The organism is Streptomyces sp. PH9007, assembly GCF_059813725.1.
Genome location: NZ_CM187440.1, coordinates 5,286,706 through 5,307,167 on the forward strand (window position 1 = coordinate 5,286,706; position 20,462 = coordinate 5,307,167).

General features: G+C 73.7%; 22 protein-coding genes. 14 read left to right on the forward strand and 8 right to left on the reverse strand.

The features are described from left to right. The first annotated feature begins 28 nt into the window (after positions 1 to 28). Positions 29 to 490 carry a TIGR03618 family F420-dependent PPOX class oxidoreductase gene (locus ACTFAP_RS24370; protein ID WP_495682329.1) on the forward strand — a complete coding sequence of 154 codons (462 nt, stop codon included), beginning with the start codon at positions 29 to 31 and terminating at the stop codon, positions 488 to 490. An 82-nt stretch (positions 491 to 572) separates the two neighbouring features. On the opposite strand, the gene ACTFAP_RS24375 is transcribed toward ACTFAP_RS24370, so the two are convergent. Beyond that, positions 573 to 1,658 (reverse strand): alpha/beta fold hydrolase, encoded by a 1,086-nt coding sequence (locus tag ACTFAP_RS24375; RefSeq protein WP_495682330.1) that lies wholly within the window; start codon positions 1,656 to 1,658, stop codon positions 573 to 575. Between the two features lie 91 nt (positions 1,659 to 1,749). On the opposite strand from ACTFAP_RS24375, the gene ACTFAP_RS24380 reads away from it, so the two are divergent. Together ACTFAP_RS24380 and ACTFAP_RS24385 are read left to right on the forward strand one after the other, a co-directional pair. Further along, complete coding sequence (locus ACTFAP_RS24380) at positions 1,750 to 2,226, forward strand: MarR family winged helix-turn-helix transcriptional regulator (protein ID WP_500467392.1); 477 nt, start codon at positions 1,750 to 1,752, stop codon at positions 2,224 to 2,226. Between the two features lie 121 nt (positions 2,227 to 2,347). Then, entirely contained in the window at positions 2,348 to 3,805 is a 1,458-nt protein-coding gene (locus ACTFAP_RS24385; RefSeq protein WP_495685010.1) for an AlkA N-terminal domain-containing protein, read from the forward strand. Positions 3,806 to 3,869: 64 nt separating this feature from the next. On the opposite strand, the gene ACTFAP_RS24390 is transcribed toward ACTFAP_RS24385, so the two are convergent. The 4 genes from ACTFAP_RS24390 to ACTFAP_RS24405 form a co-directional block, all read right to left on the reverse strand. After that, positions 3,870 to 4,247 (reverse strand): PPOX class F420-dependent oxidoreductase, encoded by a 378-nt coding sequence (locus ACTFAP_RS24390; protein WP_390121753.1) that lies wholly within the window; start codon positions 4,245 to 4,247, stop codon positions 3,870 to 3,872. Positions 4,248 to 4,272: 25 nt separating this feature from the next. Continuing rightward, positions 4,273 to 4,755 carry a DUF456 family protein gene (locus ACTFAP_RS24395; RefSeq protein ID WP_495682332.1) on the reverse strand — a complete coding sequence of 161 codons (483 nt, stop codon included), beginning with the start codon at positions 4,753 to 4,755 and terminating at the stop codon, positions 4,273 to 4,275. A 51-nt stretch (positions 4,756 to 4,806) separates the two neighbouring features. Next, complete coding sequence (locus ACTFAP_RS24400) at positions 4,807 to 5,814, reverse strand: DUF2637 domain-containing protein (RefSeq protein WP_030730574.1); 1,008 nt, start codon at positions 5,812 to 5,814, stop codon at positions 4,807 to 4,809. 155 nt (positions 5,815 to 5,969) lie between these two features. Continuing rightward, a complete protein-coding gene (locus ACTFAP_RS24405) occupies positions 5,970 to 6,797 on the reverse strand; it encodes a (2Fe-2S)-binding protein (RefSeq protein ID WP_495682333.1) in 828 nt (275 codons plus the stop codon). A gap of 135 nt (positions 6,798 to 6,932) precedes the next feature. On the opposite strand from ACTFAP_RS24405, the gene ACTFAP_RS24410 reads away from it, so the two are divergent. Further along, positions 6,933 to 7,640: a GntR family transcriptional regulator gene (locus ACTFAP_RS24410; protein WP_390121759.1), complete on the forward strand. Its 708-nt coding sequence runs from the start codon at positions 6,933 to 6,935 to the stop codon at positions 7,638 to 7,640. 52 nt (positions 7,641 to 7,692) lie between these two features. Here the strand turns inward: ACTFAP_RS24410 and ACTFAP_RS24415 are convergent, their stop codons facing one another. Next, complete coding sequence (locus ACTFAP_RS24415) at positions 7,693 to 8,478, reverse strand: hypothetical protein (RefSeq protein WP_390121760.1); 786 nt, start codon at positions 8,476 to 8,478, stop codon at positions 7,693 to 7,695. A 182-nt stretch (positions 8,479 to 8,660) separates the two neighbouring features. Between ACTFAP_RS24415 and ACTFAP_RS24420 the strand changes: the two genes are divergently transcribed. Continuing rightward, positions 8,661 to 9,758, forward strand: coding sequence for a DUF3533 domain-containing protein (locus ACTFAP_RS24420; protein ID WP_500467394.1), 1,098 nt, complete (start codon positions 8,661 to 8,663; stop codon positions 9,756 to 9,758). A 41-nt stretch (positions 9,759 to 9,799) separates the two neighbouring features. On the opposite strand, the gene ACTFAP_RS24425 is transcribed toward ACTFAP_RS24420, so the two are convergent. Beyond that, a complete protein-coding gene (locus ACTFAP_RS24425; RefSeq protein WP_500467395.1) occupies positions 9,800 to 11,455 on the reverse strand; it encodes a PucR family transcriptional regulator in 1,656 nt (551 codons plus the stop codon). Positions 11,456 to 11,638: 183 nt separating this feature from the next. On the opposite strand from ACTFAP_RS24425, the gene ACTFAP_RS24430 reads away from it, so the two are divergent. The 4 genes from ACTFAP_RS24430 to ACTFAP_RS24445 are packed head-to-tail and all read left to right on the forward strand — an operon-like array spanning position 11,639 to position 16,452. After that, positions 11,639 to 12,520 carry an FAD binding domain-containing protein gene (locus tag ACTFAP_RS24430; RefSeq protein ID WP_390121764.1) on the forward strand — a complete coding sequence of 294 codons (882 nt, stop codon included), beginning with the start codon at positions 11,639 to 11,641 and terminating at the stop codon, positions 12,518 to 12,520. Then, entirely contained in the window at positions 12,511 to 12,990 is a 480-nt protein-coding gene (locus ACTFAP_RS24435) for a (2Fe-2S)-binding protein (protein ID WP_400008331.1), read from the forward strand. The genes ACTFAP_RS24430 and ACTFAP_RS24435 overlap by 10 nt, the downstream gene beginning before the upstream one ends. Positions 12,991 to 12,995: 5 nt before the next feature. Continuing rightward, the gene (pucD, locus tag ACTFAP_RS24440) at positions 12,996 to 15,356 is read left to right on the forward strand and encodes a xanthine dehydrogenase subunit D (RefSeq protein WP_500467396.1); all 2,361 of its coding nucleotides are present in this window, start codon (positions 12,996 to 12,998) and stop codon (positions 15,354 to 15,356) included. A 4-nt stretch (positions 15,357 to 15,360) separates the two neighbouring features. Continuing rightward, entirely contained in the window at positions 15,361 to 16,452 is a 1,092-nt protein-coding gene (locus tag ACTFAP_RS24445; protein WP_495682338.1) for an XdhC family protein, read from the forward strand. A gap of 126 nt (positions 16,453 to 16,578) precedes the next feature. On the opposite strand, the gene ACTFAP_RS24450 is transcribed toward ACTFAP_RS24445, so the two are convergent. Beyond that, a complete protein-coding gene (locus ACTFAP_RS24450; RefSeq protein ID WP_495682339.1) occupies positions 16,579 to 17,262 on the reverse strand; it encodes a hypothetical protein in 684 nt (227 codons plus the stop codon). 273 nt (positions 17,263 to 17,535) lie between these two features. Between ACTFAP_RS24450 and ACTFAP_RS24455 the strand changes: the two genes are divergently transcribed. The 5 genes from ACTFAP_RS24455 (at position 17,536) to pucL (ending at position 20,455) form a co-directional block, all read left to right on the forward strand. Next, positions 17,536 to 17,895 carry a DUF5955 family protein gene (locus ACTFAP_RS24455; protein WP_390121769.1) on the forward strand — a complete coding sequence of 120 codons (360 nt, stop codon included), beginning with the start codon at positions 17,536 to 17,538 and terminating at the stop codon, positions 17,893 to 17,895. 39 nt (positions 17,896 to 17,934) lie between these two features. Beyond that, positions 17,935 to 18,210, forward strand: coding sequence for a hypothetical protein (locus ACTFAP_RS24460; protein ID WP_390121770.1), 276 nt, complete (start codon positions 17,935 to 17,937; stop codon positions 18,208 to 18,210). Further along, on the forward strand, positions 18,207 to 18,602 hold the full coding sequence (locus tag ACTFAP_RS24465; RefSeq protein ID WP_495682341.1) for a helix-turn-helix domain-containing protein: 396 nt from the start codon (positions 18,207 to 18,209) through the stop codon (positions 18,600 to 18,602). The genes ACTFAP_RS24460 and ACTFAP_RS24465 overlap by 4 nt, the downstream gene beginning before the upstream one ends. A 77-nt stretch (positions 18,603 to 18,679) precedes the next feature. Continuing rightward, positions 18,680 to 19,543: a 2-oxo-4-hydroxy-4-carboxy-5-ureidoimidazoline decarboxylase gene (gene uraD, locus ACTFAP_RS24470; protein ID WP_500467397.1), complete on the forward strand. Its 864-nt coding sequence runs from the start codon at positions 18,680 to 18,682 to the stop codon at positions 19,541 to 19,543. A 6-nt stretch (positions 19,544 to 19,549) separates the two neighbouring features. Then, positions 19,550 to 20,455, forward strand: a complete 906-nt coding sequence (gene pucL, locus ACTFAP_RS24475) for a factor-independent urate hydroxylase (protein ID WP_390121773.1) — start codon at positions 19,550 to 19,552, stop codon at positions 20,453 to 20,455. Positions 20,456 to 20,462 lie beyond the last annotated feature (7 nt).

Consider the following 20,462-nt stretch of genomic DNA (forward strand, 5'->3'; position numbering starts at 1 on the left):
GGGCCGCGGTCGGCTAGGGTCGGGCGCCATGAGTCCCTCCATCGCCACCAACACCCGTGTCGAACTGCCCGGACTGCTGGAGTTCGTCCGCCCCAGGCACCGCGCCATCCTGCTCACCCGGCGCGCGGACGGCACCCCGCAGGGCTCCCCGCTAACCTGCGGGGTGGACGACGACGGCCGGATCGTGGTCTCCACGTACCCCGAGCGCGCCAAGACGAGGAACGCCCGCCGTGACGAGCGGGTCTCCCTGATCGTCCTGTCGGACGACTGGAACGGCCCCTGGGTCCAGGTCGACGGCACCGCCGAGGTGCTCGACCTGCCCGAGGCACTGGAGCCGCTCGTCACCTACTACCGCAACATCGCCGGCGAGCACCCGGACTGGGACGAGTACCGCGCGGCGATGACCCGGCAGGGCAAGTCCCTGATCCGGATCACCCCCACCCACTGGGGCCCGATCGCCACCGGCGGCTTCCCGGCCCGGCTGGCCTGACGACCGGTGCCGCTCCGGCCGGTACCGGCGGCCGGATCGGCCCCGGGGCCGGCCGTGTCGTTCGGTCCGTGGATGTGCCCGGTCAGGGCGCGAGGCGGGTGAGGAAGAAGTCCCGGACGTCCCGGGCGAACAGCTCGGGCACCTCCATCGCCGCGAAGTGGCCGCCGCGCTCGAACTCCGACCAGTGCCTGATGTCGTACAGCCGCTCGGCCAGCGGTCGCACCGACTGCGTGATGTCGTGGGCGAATACCGCGACGCCGAGCGGTACCGGACACGACGGGATCCGCCGCGGCGCCTCGCGGTGCAACCGCGCCGAGGAGGCCGCGGTCGCGGTCAGCCAGTACAGGGAGATGTCGGTGAGCATCCGCTCGTCGCCGACCGGCGTGCGCGGGTCGCACCACTGGGCGAAGCGCTCCGCGATCCAGGCGAGCTGACCGACCGGGGAGTCGGTCAGGGCGTAGCCGAGGGTCTGCGGGGTGGTGGCCTGCAGGGCCTGGTACGGGGGACGGGCGGCCATCAGCTGCCGCACCCGGTCGAGCCGGGCTTCCTCCTCTTCCGTCAACGCGATTCCGGCATCTGGGTCCGGCGCGGTCGGCAGGTAGTTGACGTGGACGCCGACGACTTGCTCGGGTGCGACCGCGCCGAGGGTGAGCGAGATGGCCGAGCCGAAGTCGCCGCCCTGCGCACCGTAGCGCCGGTGGCCGAGACGGCGCATCAGCTCGGCCCAGGCCCGGGCGACGCGCAGGATGTCCCAGCCCCGTTCGTGGGTCGGCCCCGAGAAGCCGTAGCCGGGGAGGGACGGGATCACCAGGTGGAAGTCGCGCGAGAGCGGCTCGATCACATCGAGGAATTCCAGGAACGATCCGGGCCAGCCATGGGTGAGAATCAGCGCGAGCGCGTCCGGCTTCGTGGACCGGACGTGGACGAAGTGAATGTTCTGGCCGTCGATCTCGGTGGTGAAGTGCGGAAGTTCGTTGAGAGTGGCCTCCTGCGCGCGCCAGTCGTAGCCGGTGCGCCAGTACTCGGCGAGCTCCCTCAGCCGTGCCAGCGGAAAGCCGTAGTCCGTCCCGGCATCGGCGACCTCGTTGGGCCAGCGGGTGCGGGAGAGACGGTCCATCAGATCGTCGAGGTCGCTCTGGGGTATGTCGATGCGGAACGGCTGGATCATGATCTTCACTCCATGAGGAATCATGTGCGACATGAACGTTAGTGCCACTAACGAAATTAAACCGTTAGTGGCACTAACGCAAGGAGGATGGATGAGCCCGACCCCAGAACCCACGCCGGCCCGCCTGAGCGCGATCCCCAGCCGCCTGCTCGCCGGGATCACGATCGTCGCCGACCGGCTCGTCGGCGAGCGCCTGGCGGCCGAAGGCGCTCACAAGTGGCACTTCGCCGTGCTCGCCGCACTCTCCGAGACCGGCGCCGCCAGCCAGGCCGGACTCAGCCGCCGCACCGGCATCTACCGCAGCGACATGGTCGCCGTCCTCAACGACCTCGCCGGCGCCTCGTACATCCACCGCGCCCCCGATCCCGCCGACCGCCGCCGCAATGTCATCACCCTCACGCCGGCCGGCAGCCGCCGGCTGGAGCGCCTCGAACGGCTCATCGCCGACGCCCAGCAGGAACTCCTCGCTCCCCTCACCCCCGGACAGCGGGACGAATTCACGCACCTGCTCACCGTCCTGCACGAGCACCACCGCCCCCCGCACCCCGGTGCGCCCGCCGGGCCATAGCCCGTACACGCCGTCCCGGGGCGGGCCCCGCCCGCCGCGACCCATAGCGTTTCCGGCCCCGACGGCCGTGTCCGTTTTCCGCCAGTGGACGGACCGCGCCGGGCGCACACTGGGCAGTGTGATGGACGACGACAGCAGGTACGAAGCGGTCCGCAGCCGCGACGAGCGGTTCGACGGGGTCTTCTACACGGCCGTGCGCACCACCGGCATCTACTGCCGGCCCAGCTGCCCGGCCGTCACCCCCAAGCGGGCCCACGTCACCTTCCACCCCTCGGCCGCCGCCGCCCAGGCCGCCGGCTACCGGGCCTGTCGGCGCTGCCGCCCCGACGCCGTCCCCGGATCGGCGGAGTGGAACGTCCGCGCCGACGCGGTCGGGCGTGCCATGCGCATGATCGCCGACGGTGTCGTGGACCGCGACGGCGTCACCGGGCTCGCCACCCGGCTCGGCTACAGCCCCCGCCAGGTGCAGCGCCAGCTCACCACCGAACTCGGCGCGGGCCCCGTCGCGCTGGCCCGCGCCCAGCGCGCGCACAGCGCCCGCATCCTGCTCCAGAGCACCGCGCTGCCGATCACCGAGATCGCCTTCGCGGCCGGGTTCTCCAGCGTCCGGCAGTTCAACGACACGATCCGGCAGGTCTACGCCCGCACCCCCACCGAGGTGCGCGGAGGCCGTACCGCCCCGCCCCAGGACCGGGCCGGCGTCCCGCTGCGGCTGGCCCACCGGGGCCCGTACGCCGCCCGGGAGATCTTCGACTTCCTGGGCCGCCGTGCCATCACGGGCATCGAGGAGATGACGGGGGAGCCGGGCGACCGTCTCTACCGTCGTTCCCTCGACCTGCCGCACGGCAGCGGCATCGCCGAGGTGGGCGAGCATGACGGGAAGGGCTGGCTGCCCGCCCGGCTGCTGCTGACGGATCTGCGGGATCTCACCACGGCCGTGCAGCGGCTGCGCCGGCTGTTCGACCTGGACGCCGATCCGTACGCGGTCGCCGAGCGGTTCGCCGCCGATCCGCATCTGGGGCCGCTCGCCGCCGCCCGCCCCGGGCTGCGGTCCCCCGGCGCCGCCCAGCCGCACGAACTGGCGGTGCGCGCCGTCCTCGGCCAGCAGATCACGGTGTCCGGCGCCCGGACCCTGGGCGGCACCCTGGTCGCCGCGTACGGCAAGCCCCTGCCGGCCCCCGACGGCGCGCTCACCCATGTTTTCCCCACCGCCGACGCCCTCGCCGACGCCCCGCTCGGCGAGCTGGGCATGCCCGGGGCCAGGCGCCGCACGCTGCGCACGCTGTGCGCCGCGCTCGCCGACGGCACCGTGACCCTCGACCCCGGCGCCGACCGTGACGCGACGGAGGCCGCGCTGCTCGCGCTGCCCGGGATCGGGCCGTGGACCGCCGGCTATCTGCGGATGCGGGCGCTGGGCGACCCGGATGTCTTCCTGCCGGGGGACGCCGGGGTGCGGCACGGTCTGGCGGGTATCGGCGCCACCGCGGCCGACGCCGAGGGCTGGCGGCCGTGGCGTTCGTACGCGGTCCACCATCTGTGGCAGGTCACCCCGGCGGCGCGGACCGGCGATCGCGACTGACGCCCGCCCCGGCCCGGGGCGGCGGGCGCACGGATCGGGCGGGCCGGTGTCAGCCGGGTTGGACTCAGTCGGGCAGTCCCCAGCTGAGGATGCGGCGCGGATGCACCCGGATGACTTCCGGGCTGAAACCGGGGCCCAGATCCACCTCGCCCACCAGCAGCTGGGCCACCCCGCGGATCTCCACCCCGCGCACCCGCCAGGGGGTGACGCTCGCCAGGTCGTCCACGACCAGCGACAGATGGGGATTGACCGTCAGGTTGCGCCACTTGACCGAGGCGCCCATCGCCTGGCCGCCGATCAGCAGCGTGCCGTCGTCCTGTGCGAAGAAGCCCACCGGCTTGGCCTGCGGGCGTCCGGCGGGATCCACCGTGGCCAGCCGGGCCAGCCGCTGGGTGGCCAGGTAGGCGCGCTCGGCGGGGCTGAACTCAACCTGCTCCGTCATGGCCGCAGCCTGCCACGGCCCGGCCTCAGCCCCACCGCAGCACGCCGAGCCACAACCCCGTCACCAGCAGACATGCCGCCAGTTCGACCAGCATGCGGCGCCCGACCGAGCGCATGATGACGCGGGTGGAGGCCACCGCCGCGCCGTGGTCACCGAGCCGGACCCGCTCCCACCCGTACAGGGCCCCGATGAATCCCGGCACCACCCCGACCACCGGCAGGACGAAGAAACCGACGATCCCCGTCCCCCCGGCGAACAGCAGCTGACGCTTCCGTACCCCGGCCTCCCGCCGGCCGGCGGCCGGAAGCAGCCACTGCACCACCTGATGAACCAGTAATAACGCGGTGGCGGCGACCAGCACCCACCACGCCTGCGAGGTGCCCTCGGCGGAACTCCACCAGAACACCGCCGCCCACACCGCCAGTGATCCCGGCACCCCGGGCACCATGATGCCCAGCAGACCCAACAGCATCACCAGGCCCACCAGCAACAGCTGCCATATCCCCATGGGCCTTAGGCTGCCGCATATCGATCAGCGGCGCCGCATCCGGGTCCGGGTTCAGCCGAACTGACGCTCGATCTGGGCCAGTTTCTCCTCAAGAGAGTTGAGCCGGCCGTCCGCGCCGGACAGGTCGGTACGGGAGGACGCGGCCGTCGCGGTGGCGGTGCCGCCGCTGCCCGGGGCGTCCAGCGCCCGCCGTCCGCCGGGAGCCTGACCCGACTCCAGCGCCGCCGGCTCCGTACGGTCCCCGCCGGCCTGCTCCACCGCGACCTCGACCCGCTGCTGCCGGCCCAGCGCCTTGATCCGCGCCTTCTCCAGCTTGCGCTGCTCCTTGCGGCGGGCCTTCTCCAGCTCCTTGGTACGGCGCTCCTCGCGGACCTCCTCGACGGCCTCGTCCAGGGTGCGGACGTTCTCCAGCAGCATCAGCGACCAGGCGCCGTAGGTCTCGCGCGGCGCCCGCATCCACCGGACGAACCGGATCTGCGGCAGCGGACGCGGCACCAGGCCCTGCTCGCGCAGCGCCGCCTTGCGGGTCTGCTTGAGCGCGCGGTCGAAGAGGATGGCCGCGGAGAGCGACATCCCGGCGAAGAACTGCGGGGCACCGGCGTGCATCTCACCGCGCGGCGCGTGCACCCAGTTGAACCAGGCGGCGGCACCGGCGAACAGCCACACCAGCATCCGCGAGCCCAGCGACGCGTCGCCCTGGCTCGCCTCGCGCACCGCGATCACCGCACAGAACATGGCCGCGCCGTCCAGGCCGAACGGGACCAGGTACTCCCAGCCGCCCGAGAGGTTCAGGTTCTCCCGGCCGAAGCCGACCAGCCCCTGGAAGGACAGCGCCGCCGCCACTCCGGCGCAGCAGAAGAGCAGAAGGTAGGAGGCGGTCGCGTACGCGCGCTCCTTGCGCCGGCGGCGCTCCTCCATCACTTCCCACGAGTCGCTCTGCACCCCGTCGGCAGCCGCTGCCGCAGGTTTGCGTCCCTTGCTCATCAGGGTCACCGCGACAAGGGCACCCGCCAGGAGCACGGCTCCTGCGATCACCCAGCTGAACTCTATGTCGGTCATAGCGGAGCACCTTACCCGGCTCGGGAGGCCGTCTTTCGCGGCTGTGTTTCCGCCAGCATCCTGCGTCAACGGGGGGGTGTGCTGGTGGGGTTGACAACCCGGCCCCACCAATGGGTGAGGCGCGGAAAGGGGTTGTGCTATTTGTTGCGAAACCTTTAGCGAACGGCTGTCAACCGTTCGATCCGCTCGCTGTCACACATGCGCGGGCACGTCACACACGTGGACTCGGGACGCAGTGTGTAGAAGAGACAGCAGCTCACCCGGTCGCGGGTGCGCAGCACCGCGCCATCCGGACCGGTGAGGTCCCGGAACGCGGCACCACCCGGATAGGGGGTGGTGCCACCGGGCAGCAGCAACCGCGCCTCGGCGAGCGCGCGCTCCTCCTCGCCGAGCAGCGAACCCAGGTACCACAGGCTCTCGGTGAGTTCATCGGTCGCCATGCCCCACAGCGCCCGGCTGCCCCGGCGCATCCGCGGCCGGAACCCCTCCAGTACCGGCCCCAGATGGGCGGCCGCCGCCTCGCGCACCGCCGCCCGCAGCGCCTCCTCGTCCGCGACCACCCGGGCGTCCGGATGACCGGCCAGCGGATCGTCGGGCAGACAGCTGAAGGTGCCGGCGGCTGCCGTGATCAGGCCATCGGCGCGATGGAATGCGACATCCTCCGGCGCCAGCCACGGCACCCGGCGCAGCAGGAAGTAGGGGAGCGTGAACAGGACGGCGGCGGGCCACGCGTACCGGTGCAGTGCGAAACTGGCCACGACCTGTGGCCGGCCCCGCTGTCCGTAGTCGGCGAGAATGCGTTCGTCGTCCCAGGTCAGGAAGTCCTCCAGCACCGGCCCCGCCTCGGCGAGATCGCTGCCGCGCACCCAGCCAGGGCCGCCGCGCGGCTCCTCCTGGGTGAACCGGAGGGTGCTCAGGACATCATTCGCACGATCGAGTGCGGGTGCCAGCGGAAGGGCCGGGGCGAGAGCGGAGACGTGCATGGTGCCACCGAATCAAGTGCAAGGGCGAAACGGAGAGGTAAGGCTTACCTTACCCGATCAAGGAGGGGGTTTGATCTCGGCCCATATCGGCCTAGGGTGCTCGGCATCACTTTTTCCGGTGGAGGGGGCGCCCGCGTGGATGCGTACATAGCGACGGCCCCTGCCGCGCCGGTGGTGCGCCCCGACCGGCCGCCCCTTCCCGTACGGCCCCGGTCGCTGCCCGAACGCCACTCCGTACGCGCCCAGGTGCTCGCCGCGCTGCGCGACGCGCTGGCCAGCGGCCAACTGGCGCCGGGCGAGGTGTACTCGGCGCCGGTGCTCGCCGAGCGGTACGGCGTCTCCGCGACCCCGGTGCGTGAGGCGATGCAGCAACTCGCCAGCGAGGGCGCCGTGGAGACGGTCCCCAACCGGGGCTTCCGGATCGCGGGCCACACCCCGCGCGACGCCGCCGAACTCGCCGAGGTGCGCGCCGCCCTCGAAGTGCCCGCCATCATGCGGCTGGCCCACACCCTGCCCCCCGAACGCTGGGACGAGCTGCGCCCGCTGGCCGAGGCGACCGTCACCGCCGCCACGCGCGGGGACCGCGCCGCCTACGCGGAGGCCGACCGCTGCTTCCACCGCGCCCTGCTGCATCTGACCGGCAACCGTCAACTGGTGCTGATAGCCGAGGATCTGCACCGGCGCTCCCAGAGCCCCGCCTCGCAGGGCCCGCTGCCGGGCACCGCCGAACTCCTGGCCGACGCCCTGGAACACGCCGCCCTGCTGGACGCGCTGCGCCGCCACGACGTGCCGGCGGCGGAGCAGTTGGCGACCGAGCACTTCACCGGCGTCCAGGACCGGTGACGGAGCCGGGGCGACCGGGGCGCGGAGCCCCGGGTCACGCGGGCGCGGCGGCTCAGTCCGCCGCCGCACGGGGCGCGAAGTGGGGAGCCAGCCAGCGGGGCACCCGGTCCAGCAGGTGGAACAGGCGGCTCGCCTCGGTACGCAGCCGGGCCGCCTCCGGCTCCGGCTGAACCTCCGCCAGCGCCACCAGGGCCGGGGCGATCCCCACCAGGAACCCGGTCTCCTCGCGCAGCCGCAGACTGTGGGTGAAACCCTCCCTGGCCCGGTCGAGATCGCCCTTCTCCTGCGCCAGCGCCGCCAGATGCCGCCAGGTGTACGAGCTGAGCAGCGCGTCCCCGCGCCCCACCGCCTCGACGTGCGCCCGCCGGAAACCGGCCTCCGCCGCCTCCGCGTTGCCGCTCACATGCTGGGCCATCAGCCCGCGCCGGAAGTCCAACAGGGCCCGCCCCGGCGAGTCGGGGGCCAGCAGCGCGGCGGCGCGGCCCAGCGCGGCCCGCGCCTCGTCCGTACGATCGCGCACCCGCAATAACGTCGAGGCGTACGCCAGGTACCCGCGCTCGCCCGCCGCCGCGCCCCGCTCCTCGTCCGTCAGCGGCATCGACTCGACCGCGCGCAGCGCGTCCTCCGCCCGCTCCCACCCCTCGCCGGTGAACATGCAGCACTCCACCAGCAGCGCGGTGCGGTGCAACGCCGCCGCGGGTGAGGCGGCCGCGGTCGTCTCCAGCAGCGCCGCCGCGTCCTGCCAGCAGCCACGCGACCGAAGCCGCCATACCGCGCTGTCCAGGGGAACGGTCGGTGGTATGGCGGTGTCCGCCACATTGCCCTCCAGGCGCGTCATTGAGCCGATGGTGCACTCGTGCATGTGCGTACGTGACTGTGGAGGAATCTCAGCACGGGCCACCGGGCCCGGCCAAGAGGCGTGCGTGAATCAGTTCACAAATCCGGGCCGGGCCCCCGGCGGCCACCCAATGGCCCATCCCCGCTGGGCGTCCGCCCCGCCCCGCCCGCACGATGCGAGGTATGGAGCCGATATCCGGATACGCGCGCGGCGGCTTGTGGACCTCGCTGCGCGGCGCCGTGACACCGCGCGCCGCGCTGCTGGTGCTGGGCGCCCTGCTCTTGCAGTGGGCGTTCATCGCCTCGTACGTGGGGGCGCTGCACCGCCCCGAGCCGCACCGCGTCCCGATCGCGCTGGTGGCTCCGCAGGAGATGGCCGGTCAGCTGGTCTCCCAGCTGGACGGGCTGCCGGGCGACCCGCTCCACGTCAAGCACACCTCGACCGAGGAGGCGGACGGGCTGCGCATGGTGCGGCACCGGGACGTGGACGGCGCGCTGATCGTGGACGGCTCCGGCACCCAGGACACCCTGCTGGTGGCGACCGGCGGCGGCACCTCGACCGCCGAGGCGCTGGCGCAGCTGATGCTGTCCGTGGAGGCCGCGCAGAACCGCACGCTGGATGTGCGGGACGTCGCCCCCACGGCGGCCGGTGACGCGCGCGGCCTGACCTCCTTCTTCCTGGTCATCGGCTGGGTGGTGGGCGGCTATCTGTGCGCGGCCGTGCTCGCCATCAGTGCCGGGAGCCGGGCCTCCACCGTGTCGCGCGCGCTGTTCCGGCTGGGCGCGCTGCTGATCTTCTCGCTGCTGTCCGGGCTCGGCGGCGCGGTGATCGTGGGCCCGGTCCTGGACGCGCTGCCCGGGCGGCTGGTGGCGCTGGCGCTGGTGGGCGCGCTGGTGGTGTTCGCGACCGGGGCGCTGACCCTGGCGCTGCAGGCGCTGTTGGGGGCCGCCGGCATCGGGCTGACGCTGCTGATCGTGGTGATCCTCGGCAATCCGAGCGCGGGCGGCGCGATCGGCACCTCCCTGCTGCCCACCTTCTGGCGCGGCATCGGCTCGGCGATGATCCCGGGCGCCGGAACGTGGGCGACCCGGTCCATCGCGTACTTCCAGGGCCACGCCCTCACCAACCCGCTGGTGGTGCTGGGCATCTGGGCACTCGCCGGGGTGGTGGTGACGCTTCTGGCCTCGCTGCTGGGCGGGCGCCGCAGATGGAACGAGGAGATGCCCTACCGCACCGTCTCGGACGGCGGTTTCCTCGGCATCAGACCCTGGACCCGCTGACCGAGCGCGGAGGCCGGCCACCACGGCGCGCGGCCCGTCCCTCACCGGCTCAGCCGCAGCGCGAGGAGGAAGTCCAGCTTGTCCTCCAGCCGGTTCAGGTCCCGGCCGGTGAGCGCCTCGATCCGGCCGATCCGGTAGCGCAGCGTGTTGACGTGGAGGTGCAGGTGGGCCGCGCACCGCGTCCAGGAGCCGTCGGACGCCAAGAACGCCTCCAGGGTGGGGATCAGCCGCGCACGGTGCCGCCGGTCGTAGGCGCGCAGCGGATCCAGCAGCCGCGCGGTGAAGGCGAGCCGTACCTCCTCCGGGACGAACGGCAGCAGCAGGACGTGCGAGGCCAGTTCGTCGTGACCGGCCCCGCGCACCGCCCCGTTCCCGGCGGCGGCCACCCGCTGCGCGTGCCGCGCCTCCTCCAGCGCGCCGCGCAGCCCGCCGGCCGTCCCGACCGGGGCGCTCACCCCCAGCGTCAGCCGGCCGCCGTCGCCGAGCCCCGCGGACAGGACCCCACGCACCGGTGCCAGGACGCTCTCGGCCCGCAGCGCGGCGCCCTCGCCGGGCAGCGCGGGCAGCGGGACGAGGGCCACCGCCCCGCCGTCCGGCGGCACGCCCGCCACCAGGGCCGGCTCGGTGCCGCCGGGATCGGTCAGGAGTTCCTCCAGCAGCGCCGCCGCCACCCCGCCGCCCGCGTCTCCCTCCCCGTCCCCGGCTCCGCCCCCGCCGGCGCCCTCCACCCGGGCCACCACCACCTGCCAGCGCGGGTCGGCGAGCGCGTGACCCAGGACCGGCCCGGCCACCCGCAGCCGCGCCGCCACCTCGGCGGGCGCCGCCCCGTCCCGCAGCAGCCGTACGATCTCCCGGGCCAGGCGGCGCCGCACCGTACGGGACGCCTCGTGCCGGTCGTGCTCCGCGGCGATCAGCTCCGCCACGCCCGCCAGCAGATCGTGGCGTTCGTCCGGCCACTCGCCCCCATCGGCGCGTACCACCAGCTGCCGGCCGGTGAGCGCGGCGGCCCGCCCCCGGGCGTCGCCCGGCACCGGGAAGAGCGCGTACCCGCTTCCGTCACCGGCGCCGGACGGCACCCGGTACGGTCCCGGACGGCCGGCGAGCGCCGCCGTCATCCGGTGGGTGGCCAACTCCGCCGCCACCGCCGCGGGCAGCGGTGCCCGCCCCGAACCGGCGATCACCCGGCCGGTGGCCGACAGCAGCCAGGCCGGCAGATCCAGTTCGGCGCGCAGCAGATCGAGCACGCCCTGCGGCCCGTCCCCGCCGGGCCCCGCGGCCATCAGCCGCCGGTGCCGGTCCACGACCGCCGCCAGATCCCCGGCCCGGTGCCCGGAGATCCGCCGCACCACCCGCTCGGTGATCTCGGCGAACGCGACCTCCTGCGCCACCGCGAACAGCGGCAGCCCGTGCCGGGCGCACGCGGCGGCCAGATCGTCGGGGACCGAGCCCAGTTCGGCCTCGCCCGCCGCCAGCGCGGTCACGCCCGCCCGGGACAGGATCCGTACGAAGGGCTCGGAGTCCTGGGGGCCGCGCCACCAGGCGAGCCCGGTCAGCACCAGTTCGCCGCCGTGCAGATAGCGGCTGGGATCGCGCAGATCGGTCGTCATCACCCCGCGCACCCGGGTCTCCAGGCGGCCCGCGCCGTGCAGCAGCCGCAACCCCAGTGCGTCGTCCGCCAGCAGTGTGCGCAGTCGCATGTCCGTCCGCCGATGTCGTCCGTGTTGCCCGGGGGCTGCCGCCCCATTGCCCGCGCCGCTTCCTCGTACGAACCTACAAGATGTGGGGGGTCCGGCGAATGGGTGCTTCGGCCCTTCCGTGACTGCCCCCGGCGCGCAACGACCGTTGTACTGGCTGCACCACCAGACAGGGAGAACCGCCGCATGGACTTCCTCCGCCCGGCCGGCTGGGCCGAGGCGCTGGCCGCCAAGGCCGCCCACCCCGACGCCGTGCCCCTCACCGGCGGCACCGACGTGATGGTCGAGCTGACCTTCGACCGGCGCCGCCCCGAACGGCTCCTCGACCTGTCCCGCATCCCCGAACTGCGCACCTGGGAGACCGGCGAGCGCACCGTACGGCTCGGCGCCGCCGTCCCGTACGCCGCCGTCATCGAGCATCTGGCCACCGAACTGCCCGCGCTCGCGCTCGCCGCCCGCACCGTCGGCTCCCCGCAGATCCGCAACCGCGGCAGCGTCGGCGGCAACCTCGGGGCCGCCTCCCCGGCCGGCGACAGCCACCCCGCGCTGCTGGCCGCCGGCGCCGAGGTGGAGGCCGCCTCCGTGCGCGGCACCCGCCGCATCCCCATCGACGCCTTCTACACCGGCGTCAAACGCAACGCCCTCGCCCCCGACGAACTCATCCGCGCCATCCACATCGAACGGGCCACCGGACCACAGCAGTTCGCCAAGGTCGGCACCCGCAACGCCATGGTCATCGCCGTGTGCGCCTTCGCCCTCGCACTGCACCCCGGCGCCGGCACCGTCCGCACCGGCATCGGCTCCGCCGCCCCCACCCCCGTCCGCGCCCACGACGCGGAGGACTTCCTCACCGGCGCGCTGGCCGGCGCCGGGGCGTGGGAGCGCCCCGGGCCGCTGGCGCCCGAGGTGGTGCGCCGCTTCGCCGAACTGGCCGGCGCCGCCTGCCGCCCCATCGACGACGTACGCGGCACCGCCCGCTACCGGGTGCACGCCATCGGCGTACTCGCCCGCCGCACCCTGGACTGGACCTGGGACGCCTACCGGAAGGGGCTGACACCGTGCGCGTGACCTGCACCGTCAACGGCCGGCCGTGCGTGGCCGACAACGTCTGGGAGGGCGAGAGCCTGCTGTACGTGCTGCGCGAGCGGTTCGGCCTGCCCGGCTCCAAGAACGCCTGCGAACAGGGCGAATGCGGATCCTGCACCATCCGGATGGACGGCGACCTGGTCTGTGCCTGCCTGGTCGCCGCCGGCCAGGCCGAGGGCGCCGACCTGCGGACCGTCGAGGGACTGGCCGGCGAGGACGGCGCGCTCGCCCCCGTCCAGCGCGCCTTCCTGGACGCGGGCGCCGTGCAGTGCGGCTTCTGCACCCCCGGCCTGCTGATGGCCACCGAGGAACTCCTCGAACGGGTCCCCGAACCCTCCGACGCCGACATCCGCGAGGCGCTCTCCGGCAATCTGTGCCGCTGCACCGGCTACGAGCACATCATGGACGCGGTCCGGCTGGCCGCCGCCCGCCGCACCGGCGTGGAGGGCTGACCGGCATGACGATCCGTCCCGGAACCCTCAGCCAGCGCAGCGCCCACGGCACCACCGGCGGCATCGGCGAATCCACCGGCCGCCCGGACGGCACCCTCAAGGTCACCGGCGAGTTCGCCTACTCCTCCGACCTGTGGCACGAGGACATGCTGTGGGGCCACACCCTGCGCAGCCCGCACCCGCACGCCGAGATCCTCGGCATCGACGTCGCCGCCGCCCTCGCGCTCCCCGGCGTGCACGCCGTCCTCACCCACCACGACCTGCCCGCCGCCACCCACTACGGCCTGGAGTTCTCCGACCAGCCCGTCCTCGCCCGGGACGTCGTGCGTTACCAGGGCGAGGCCGTGGCCGTCGTCGCCGCCGACCACCCCGAGACCGCCCGCCGCGCCGCCGCCGCCATCGCCGTCGCGTACCGCGAACTGCCCGTCGTCCACGACGAGACCTCCGCCATCGCCCCCGGCGCCCCGCTGCTCCACCCGGACCGCACCGACCACCACGCCGCCGACACCCCGCACCCCAACATCGTGCACCGCCAGCCGATCCGGCACGGCGACGTGGCCGCCGCCCGCGCCCGCGCCGAGGTCGTGGTGCGCGGTGACTACCAGGTCGGCATGCAGGACCAGGCGTTCCTGGGCCCCGAGTCCGGGCTCGCCGTCCCCGCCGAGGACGGCGGCATCGACCTCTACGTCGCCACCCAGTGGCTGCACGTGGACCAGAAGCAGATCGCCCCCGTACTGGGCCTGCCGGCCGAGAAGGTACGGCTGACCCTCTCCGGCGTCGGCGGCGCCTTCGGTGCCCGCGAGGACCTGTCCATGCAGGCCCACGCCTGCCTGCTGGCCCTGCGCACCGGGCGCCCCGTCAAAATGGTCTACAACCGGGAGGAATCCTTTTTCGGGCATGTCCACCGCCACCCGGCGCGGCTCAGCTACGAGCACGGCGCGCTGCGCGACGGCACCCTGCTGTACGTCACCTGCCGCATCGTGCTGGACGGCGGCGCCTACGCCTCCTCCTCACCGGCCGTCGTCGGCAACGCCGCCTCACTGGGCCTGGGCCCCTACGAGATCCCGAACGCCGACATCGAGGCCCTGGCGCTCTACACCAACAACCCGCCCTGCGGCGCCATGCGCGGCTTCGGCGCGGTGCAGGCGTGCTTCGCGTACGAGGCCCAGATGGACAAGCTCGCCGCCGCACTGGGCATGGACCCGGTGACGCTGCGGCAGCGCAACGCCATGCGGCAGGGCACCGTGATGCCCACCGGACAGCCGGTGGACTCCCCGGCCCCGGTCGCCGCACTGCTCGCCTCGGTCGCCGCCCGGCCGCTCCCGCCGCCCCGCCGGTGGGAGACCGCGACCGGCACCGCCGACGTACGGGAACTGCCCGGCGGACTGTCCAACACCACCCACGGGGAGGGCGTCGTGCGGGGCGTCGGCTACGCCGTCGGCATCAAGAACGTCGGCTTCTCCGAGGGCTTCGACGACTACTCCACCGCCCGGGTCCGCCTGGAGGTGGTGGCCGGCGAACCGGTGGCCGTGGTGCACACGGCGGCGGCCGAGGTCGGCCAGGGCGGCGTCACCGTCCAGGCCCAGATCGCCCGCACCGAACTCGGCGTCACCCGCGTCACCCTGCTGCCCGCCGACACCACGGTCGGCTCGGCCGGCTCCACCTCCGCCTCCCGCCAGACGTACATGACCGGCGGCGCGGTGAAACACACCTGCGAGGCGGTACGGGAGCAGGTCCTTCACCGGGCGCGGGAACGCTTCGGCGCGGCGGCGGTCCGTCTGGAGGCGGGCAAGGTGGTGGCGGCCGACGGCGCGGTGATCGCCAGCCTGGCCGACGTGCTGGGCGACGGGGCGATCGAGCTGGAACGGGAGTTCCGGCACCGGCCCACCCGGCCCTTCCACCCGCGCACCGGGCAGGGCCACGGCCATGTGCAGTACTCCTTCTGCGCGCACCGCGCCGTGGTGGAGGTGGACACCGAGCTCGGCCTGGTGAAGGTCATCGAACTGGCCGCCGCCCAGGACGTCGGCAAGGCGCTCAACCCCCTGTCGGTCGCCGGGCAGATCCACGGCGGCAGCGCCCAGGGGCTCGGCCTCGCCGTCCTGGAGGAGATCGTGGTCGGCCCGGACGGCCGGGTCCGCAACCCGTCCTTCACCGACTATCTGATCCCCACCATCCTGGACGTGCCCAGCATGCCGCTGGACATCCTCGAACTGGCCGACGCGCACGCCCCGTACGGCCTGCGCGGCGTAGGCGAGGCACCCACCCTCTCCGCCACCCCGGCGATCGTGGCCGCCGTCCGGCAGGCCACCGGGCTCGAACTGGCCCGGGTGCCGGTGCGCCCGGAACACCTCACCGGTACGGCGTAGCGGCATGCTGGAGATCGCCCCGGAACTGGGGGAGTGGCTGGCGGACGGGCGGGCGTTCGCGGTGGCCACGGTGAGCGCGGTGCACGGCAGCGCTCCGCGCCCGCCCGGCGCGGCGCTGGCCGTGGACGGCGCGGGCACCGTGATCGGCAGCGTCTCCGGAGGCTGCGTGGAGGGCGCGGTGTACGAGCTGTGCCGCGCCGCCCTGGCGGACGGCGCGGTGCGGGTGGAGCGCTTCGGCTACAGCGACGCGCAGGGCTTCGCGGCCGGACTCACCTGCGGCGGCAGCATCGAGGTGCTGATCACACCGGTCCCGGAGCGCTCCGCGCTGCGCACGCCGCTGACGCGGGCGGTGACGACGGAGCACGGCGCGCTGGTCCGGCCGCTGACGGGCAGTGGCGCGCTGTACGTACCGGCCCGCGGCGAGGCGTGCGGGTCGCTGGGGCACGGCGCGCAGGCCGACCGTACGGCGGCGGCCCGCGCCGGTGCGATGCTGCGGGCCGGGCGCACCGGGGTGCTGCGGCTGGGGGCTCAGCTGGATCTGCTGGTGGAGAGCAGGGTGCCGCCGCCACGGCTGCTGGTGTTCGGCGCGGTGGACTTCGCGGCGGCGCTGGCCACCGCCGGATCCTTCCTCGGCCACCGGGTGACCGTGTGCGACGCCCGCCCGGTCTTCGCCACACCGGCCCGGTTCCCCGGCGCGGACGAGGTGGTGGTCCGCTGGCCGCACACCTATCTGGCCGCGGAGGCGGACGCCGGGCGGCTCGATGAGCGGACGGCGGTGTGCGTGCTGACGCATGACGCCAAGTTCGACGTACCGCTGCTGGAGATCGCGCTGCGGCTGCCCGTCGCGTACATCGGGGCGATGGGGTCCCGGCGTACCCACGCCGACCGGATGAACCGGCTGCGGGAGGCCGGGCTCACCGAGCGCGAACTCGACCGGCTGCGCTCCCCGATCGGCCTGGACATCGGGGCCCGAACCCCGCAGGAGACGGCTCTGTCCATCACGGCCGAGATCGTGGCCACCCGTGAACGTGCCTCGGGTCATCCGCTGACCGGTGGTCATGCGCCCCGCATCCACCGGCCGCTGCGCACGGGCTGACGGCCGCGCGGCGCCGGCTCGGGGGGTGCGCACGGGGACGCGACGTACCGGTGGATCGTCCGGTTCCGGCCATTCTCATCGACGGTTCCCGGTGCGGTGCGGAGGTCCCGTCGGCGGGCCGGCCGGTCAGCCGGCCCCCGCGCCGTCCCGCAGCAGCCCGGCCGCCGGATCGTTCACCGGCTGCGGCGTACCCGTCAGATCCAGGACGAACAGCGGCAGTCGCAGCTCATCGGCGCGGGCCCGGGCCCGCCGGTCGTACCCGGCCAGCGAGAACGCCACCGCGCGGGCCGGTTCCAGCAGACCGTGCATCCACAGCGTCTCGATCTCCCGGGGCCCGGTCGGCTCGGTGGTGGTGTCCACCAGGCCCACCACACCGGCGCCGTGCAGATCCACCCCCGACTCCGGGCGCGGCATGGCGGTGCGCACGTCCCGGAACCCCAGCCAGCGCAGGAACTGTGCCGCGCAGGCCACGGCGTCGTACCCGGTCCTGATGGTCAGCGGCTGGAACGGCCGCCGTTCGCCGGGCTCCTCGCGCCCGGCGCCCGGCTCCGGGTGGTCGGCGGACAGCCGCACCGTGACCCCGCACGGGCAGTCGAACTCCGGCTGCGGCCATTGCCCCGACCGGCCGCAGGCGGGGCAGTCCAGCTGGGCCCAGGACGCCGCCCACGACCGGTGGTGTATCTGGGCGGGGGCACCGTCCCACCGGACCGGCACGGACACGGGTGCCCCGCAGGAGCATGGGTACTCCGGGGGCACATAGACGTGTTCACGGCGACACGCCGGGCACCGTACGGGCCTGCTGTTCGTCATGGATCGCTCCCGGGCCGGCACTGGGCCATCTCAGTGTTCCTTATGGCCCCTTGATCACGCAGGAGTATGCTCACCGTTGGTGGCTGTACGTCATCCGGGTGCGCCGAAGGTGTCGCGAGCGTTCATGTGAATGTGACCGGGACTTTCGCCCTCCGTATGGCGCAATGTGCGGACAGTGATATTTACTGTCGTCGTTCGTTGCGGTCGGGCGCCAAGCATGCGCCCCGGCGGGCGCGGGCGCATTGGGTGGTGTGGACGGCAGGGGAGGGCCGAGTGGCGACAGGCGAAGCTGAGGTCGCGCGGGTCACCGCGGGCGCGGTGGCCGATGGGGAAGATCCCCGCCTCATGTCCCTGCGTGCCGCCGTGGAGCGGCTGTGGGTGGATCTGAGCGGTTATCAGGCCCCGCTGGCGGACCGGGAGGTGGCCGAGCGTGAGCTGACGGGCCTGCTCGGACTGCTGGACGCGGGGGTTCCCGAGGGCGCCCCGCTGAGCACCGCGCTGCTGCGGATCGCGGCGGCCGTGGGATCGGTCAGCGCGCTGGCGCCGGCCGTGAGCCAGCTGCGGGAGGCGGTCGAGCTGTTCGGCGTGCCGCGGCACCGGGTGCTGCCGCACGTGCGGCACGGCGCCCCCTGACCCACGGTCGGGAGGGCTCGGCCGGGTTAGGTTGGCGGGGTGCGACTGAAACTTGAGTTCACCACCGAGCCCTTCGATCTGGACGAGCCCCCGGCGCACGCCGTGATGGCGCGCGAGGTGGCCCTGGGCGCCGCGCTGGACACCGTGGACGTCGGCCCGTTCGGCAACACGGTCGAGGGCACCGCCGACGAGGTGCTCACCCTGGTCAGCGAGCTGCTCAGCAAGTCCCTGGCCGTCGGCGCCACCCGGATCTCGCTCCAGCTGAACGTGGTCGAGGGCAGTGGCGCCCGCGCCCCGGAGGACACCGCCTCATGAGTGACCGCGGTGCCACGGGTGCCGGCACCGGCACCGACGCCGAAGCCTTCATAGCCGGGGTCGCGCCGCTGGTGGACGCCATCGGAGGGGAGCTGATCGCCCCCGCCGCGGCGGGACCCGAGGACGTCGTGCTGTCCTGGGCGGGGCGGGAGGCGGTGGCCGTACGGCTGCCCGATCTGTCCGGCTCCCTGGACCACCTGCTGTCCGAGCTGCGCCGTCGGCACGGCATGCCACTGGCGGACCTGGACCGTACGGCCAAGCAGCAGGTGGTGCGGACCCTGGAAGCACGGGGCGCGTTCGCGATGCGGCACGGGGTGGAGACGGTGGCGGGCGCCCTCGGCGTGAGCCGCTTCACCGTATACAACTACCTCAACCGCGAGCAGGGCGGCTGACGTCGGCAGACGTCCCCCACAAGGGGGAAGCTCAACAAACTGTTGACGTCACTCGGAGTGGCCGGTTAGCTGGGGCCATGCCCCTCCCCTCGCCGTCCGCGCCCCCCACGCGCCTCGACTGGTTCAACAACGCGCCGGAGCGCACCGCGCTCGACGCGCTGCACGACATCTGTGCCGCGCCGTCGTGGGCCGGGGCACTGGTGTCGGGGCGCCCGTACCCCGGAGTGGACCGGCTGCTGGCTGCCTCCGACGCCGCCACCGCCGAGCTGGACGCCACCGGCATCGGCCAGGCGCTCGCCGCACACCCCCCGATCGGCGCACCCGCCCCGGGCGATCCCACCTCGGCGCGCGAACAGCGCGGCATGGCCGGTGCCACGCCCGAACTCGCCGCCGAGATGCACGAGCTGAACCTCGCCTACCAGGACCGGTTCGGCCAGGTCTTCCTCATCTGTGCCACCGGACTGAGCGGTGAACAGCTGCGGGACGCGCTCCGCGCCCGGCTCGACAACACCTCCGGCGAGGAGGGCGAGACGGTACGGACCGAGCTGGCGAAAATCAACCGGCTCCGGCTCACCCGGCTGCTGGCCACTCCGGCCCCCGCCGCCACCACCGTCTCCACCCACATCCTCGACACCGCCGCCGGCCGCCCGGCCGCCGGCGTCACGGTGGAACTGTCGGTACCGGACGACGACGGGGAGCCCTCGGCCACCGGCACCGGCACCGGCTGGACGGTGCACGCCACGGCCGTCACCGACCCGGACGGCCGCTGCGGGGAACTCGCCCCGCTGCCCGGGAGCGTCACCGCCGCCCGGCTGCGCTTCGCAGTGAGCGGCCCGTTCTTCCCCGAGGTCACCACCACGTTCACGGTGCGCCCCGGCGAGCACCACCACGTACCCCTGCTGCTGAGCCCGTACGGCTACTCCGTCTACCGAGGGAGCTGACCCGCCATGCCCACACTCGGCCAGAACCAGTACGGCAAGGCGGAGACCCGGATCGTCAAGGTGACCCGGGAGGGCGCCACCCACCACCTGGAGGACCTCAAGGTCTCCGTGGCCCTGTCGGGCGACATGGACGAGGTGCACTACTCGGGCTCCAACGCCACCGTGCTGACGACCGACGCCACCAAGAACACGGTGTTCGCCTTCGCCAAGGAGTACGGCATCGGTTCGCCGGAACGTTTCGGCACTCTGCTCGCCCGGCACTTCACCGAGTCCCAGCCCACCCTCACCCGGGCCCGGATCCGGATGGAGTGCTACGCCTGGGAACGGATCGCCACCCCGGGCGAGGGCGAACACTCCTTCCTGCGCGACGGACGCGGGGTGCGCACCGCGCAGATCACCCACGACCGGGAAGCGGGCTGGGAGGCCCTGTCGGGACTGACCGCGCTCACCGTGCTGAACTCCACCGACTCCGAGTTCCACGGCTTCCTCAAGGACCGCTACACCACACTCCCCGAAACCCGGGACCGCGTCCTGGCCACCGACGTCACCGCGCTGTGGCGGCACCGCTGGAGCGGCCCGCAGGACGCCACCCCCGACTGGGACGCCAGCCACGCCGCCGCCCGCGGCCATCTGCTGGACGCCTTCGCCCGCACGTACTCCTACTCGCTCCAGCAGACGCTGTTCGCGATGGGCTCCCGGGTGATAGACCACCGTCCCGAGATCGACGAGATCCGCCTCTCCCTGCCCAACAAGCATCACTTCCTCGCGGACCTCACCCCCTTCGGGATGGAGAACGAGACCGCGGACGGAGCCGTCTACTTCGCCACCGACCGGCCCTACGGCCTGATCGAGGCGACCGTGCTGCGCGAGGGCGCCACCGCCCGCATCCCCGTCGACGCCACCAACCTCTGAGGACGCC

Excerpts from the sequence above, each read along its gene's own strand:
- ACTFAP_RS24370 (WP_495682329.1), top strand. The coding sequence starts at position 29 with ATGAGTCCCTCCATCGCCACCAACACCCGTGTCGAACTGCCCGGACTG.
- ACTFAP_RS24375 (WP_495682330.1), bottom strand. The coding sequence starts at position 1,658 with ATGATCCAGCCGTTCCGCATCGACATACCCCAGAGCGACCTCGACGAT.
- ACTFAP_RS24380 (WP_500467392.1), top strand. The coding sequence starts at position 1,750 with ATGAGCCCGACCCCAGAACCCACGCCGGCCCGCCTGAGCGCGATCCCC.
- ACTFAP_RS24385 (WP_495685010.1), top strand. The coding sequence starts at position 2,348 with ATGGACGACGACAGCAGGTACGAAGCGGTCCGCAGCCGCGACGAGCGG.
- ACTFAP_RS24390 (WP_390121753.1), bottom strand. The coding sequence starts at position 4,247 with ATGACGGAGCAGGTTGAGTTCAGCCCCGCCGAGCGCGCCTACCTGGCC.
- ACTFAP_RS24395 (WP_495682332.1), bottom strand. The coding sequence starts at position 4,755 with ATGGGGATATGGCAGCTGTTGCTGGTGGGCCTGGTGATGCTGTTGGGT.
- ACTFAP_RS24400 (WP_030730574.1), bottom strand. The coding sequence starts at position 5,814 with ATGACCGACATAGAGTTCAGCTGGGTGATCGCAGGAGCCGTGCTCCTG.
- ACTFAP_RS24405 (WP_495682333.1), bottom strand. The coding sequence starts at position 6,797 with ATGCACGTCTCCGCTCTCGCCCCGGCCCTTCCGCTGGCACCCGCACTC.
- ACTFAP_RS24415 (WP_390121760.1), bottom strand. The coding sequence starts at position 8,478 with ATGACGCGCCTGGAGGGCAATGTGGCGGACACCGCCATACCACCGACC.
- ACTFAP_RS24420 (WP_500467394.1), top strand. The coding sequence starts at position 8,661 with ATGGAGCCGATATCCGGATACGCGCGCGGCGGCTTGTGGACCTCGCTG.
- ACTFAP_RS24425 (WP_500467395.1), bottom strand. The coding sequence starts at position 11,455 with ATGCGACTGCGCACACTGCTGGCGGACGACGCACTGGGGTTGCGGCTG.
- ACTFAP_RS24430 (WP_390121764.1), top strand. The coding sequence starts at position 11,639 with ATGGACTTCCTCCGCCCGGCCGGCTGGGCCGAGGCGCTGGCCGCCAAG.
- pucD (WP_500467396.1), top strand. The coding sequence starts at position 12,996 with ATGACGATCCGTCCCGGAACCCTCAGCCAGCGCAGCGCCCACGGCACC.
- ACTFAP_RS24445 (WP_495682338.1), top strand. The coding sequence starts at position 15,361 with ATGCTGGAGATCGCCCCGGAACTGGGGGAGTGGCTGGCGGACGGGCGG.
- ACTFAP_RS24450 (WP_495682339.1), bottom strand. The coding sequence starts at position 17,262 with ATGACGAACAGCAGGCCCGTACGGTGCCCGGCGTGTCGCCGTGAACAC.
- ACTFAP_RS24465 (WP_495682341.1), top strand. The coding sequence starts at position 18,207 with ATGAGTGACCGCGGTGCCACGGGTGCCGGCACCGGCACCGACGCCGAA.
- uraD (WP_500467397.1), top strand. The coding sequence starts at position 18,680 with ATGCCCCTCCCCTCGCCGTCCGCGCCCCCCACGCGCCTCGACTGGTTC.
- pucL (WP_390121773.1), top strand. The coding sequence starts at position 19,550 with ATGCCCACACTCGGCCAGAACCAGTACGGCAAGGCGGAGACCCGGATC.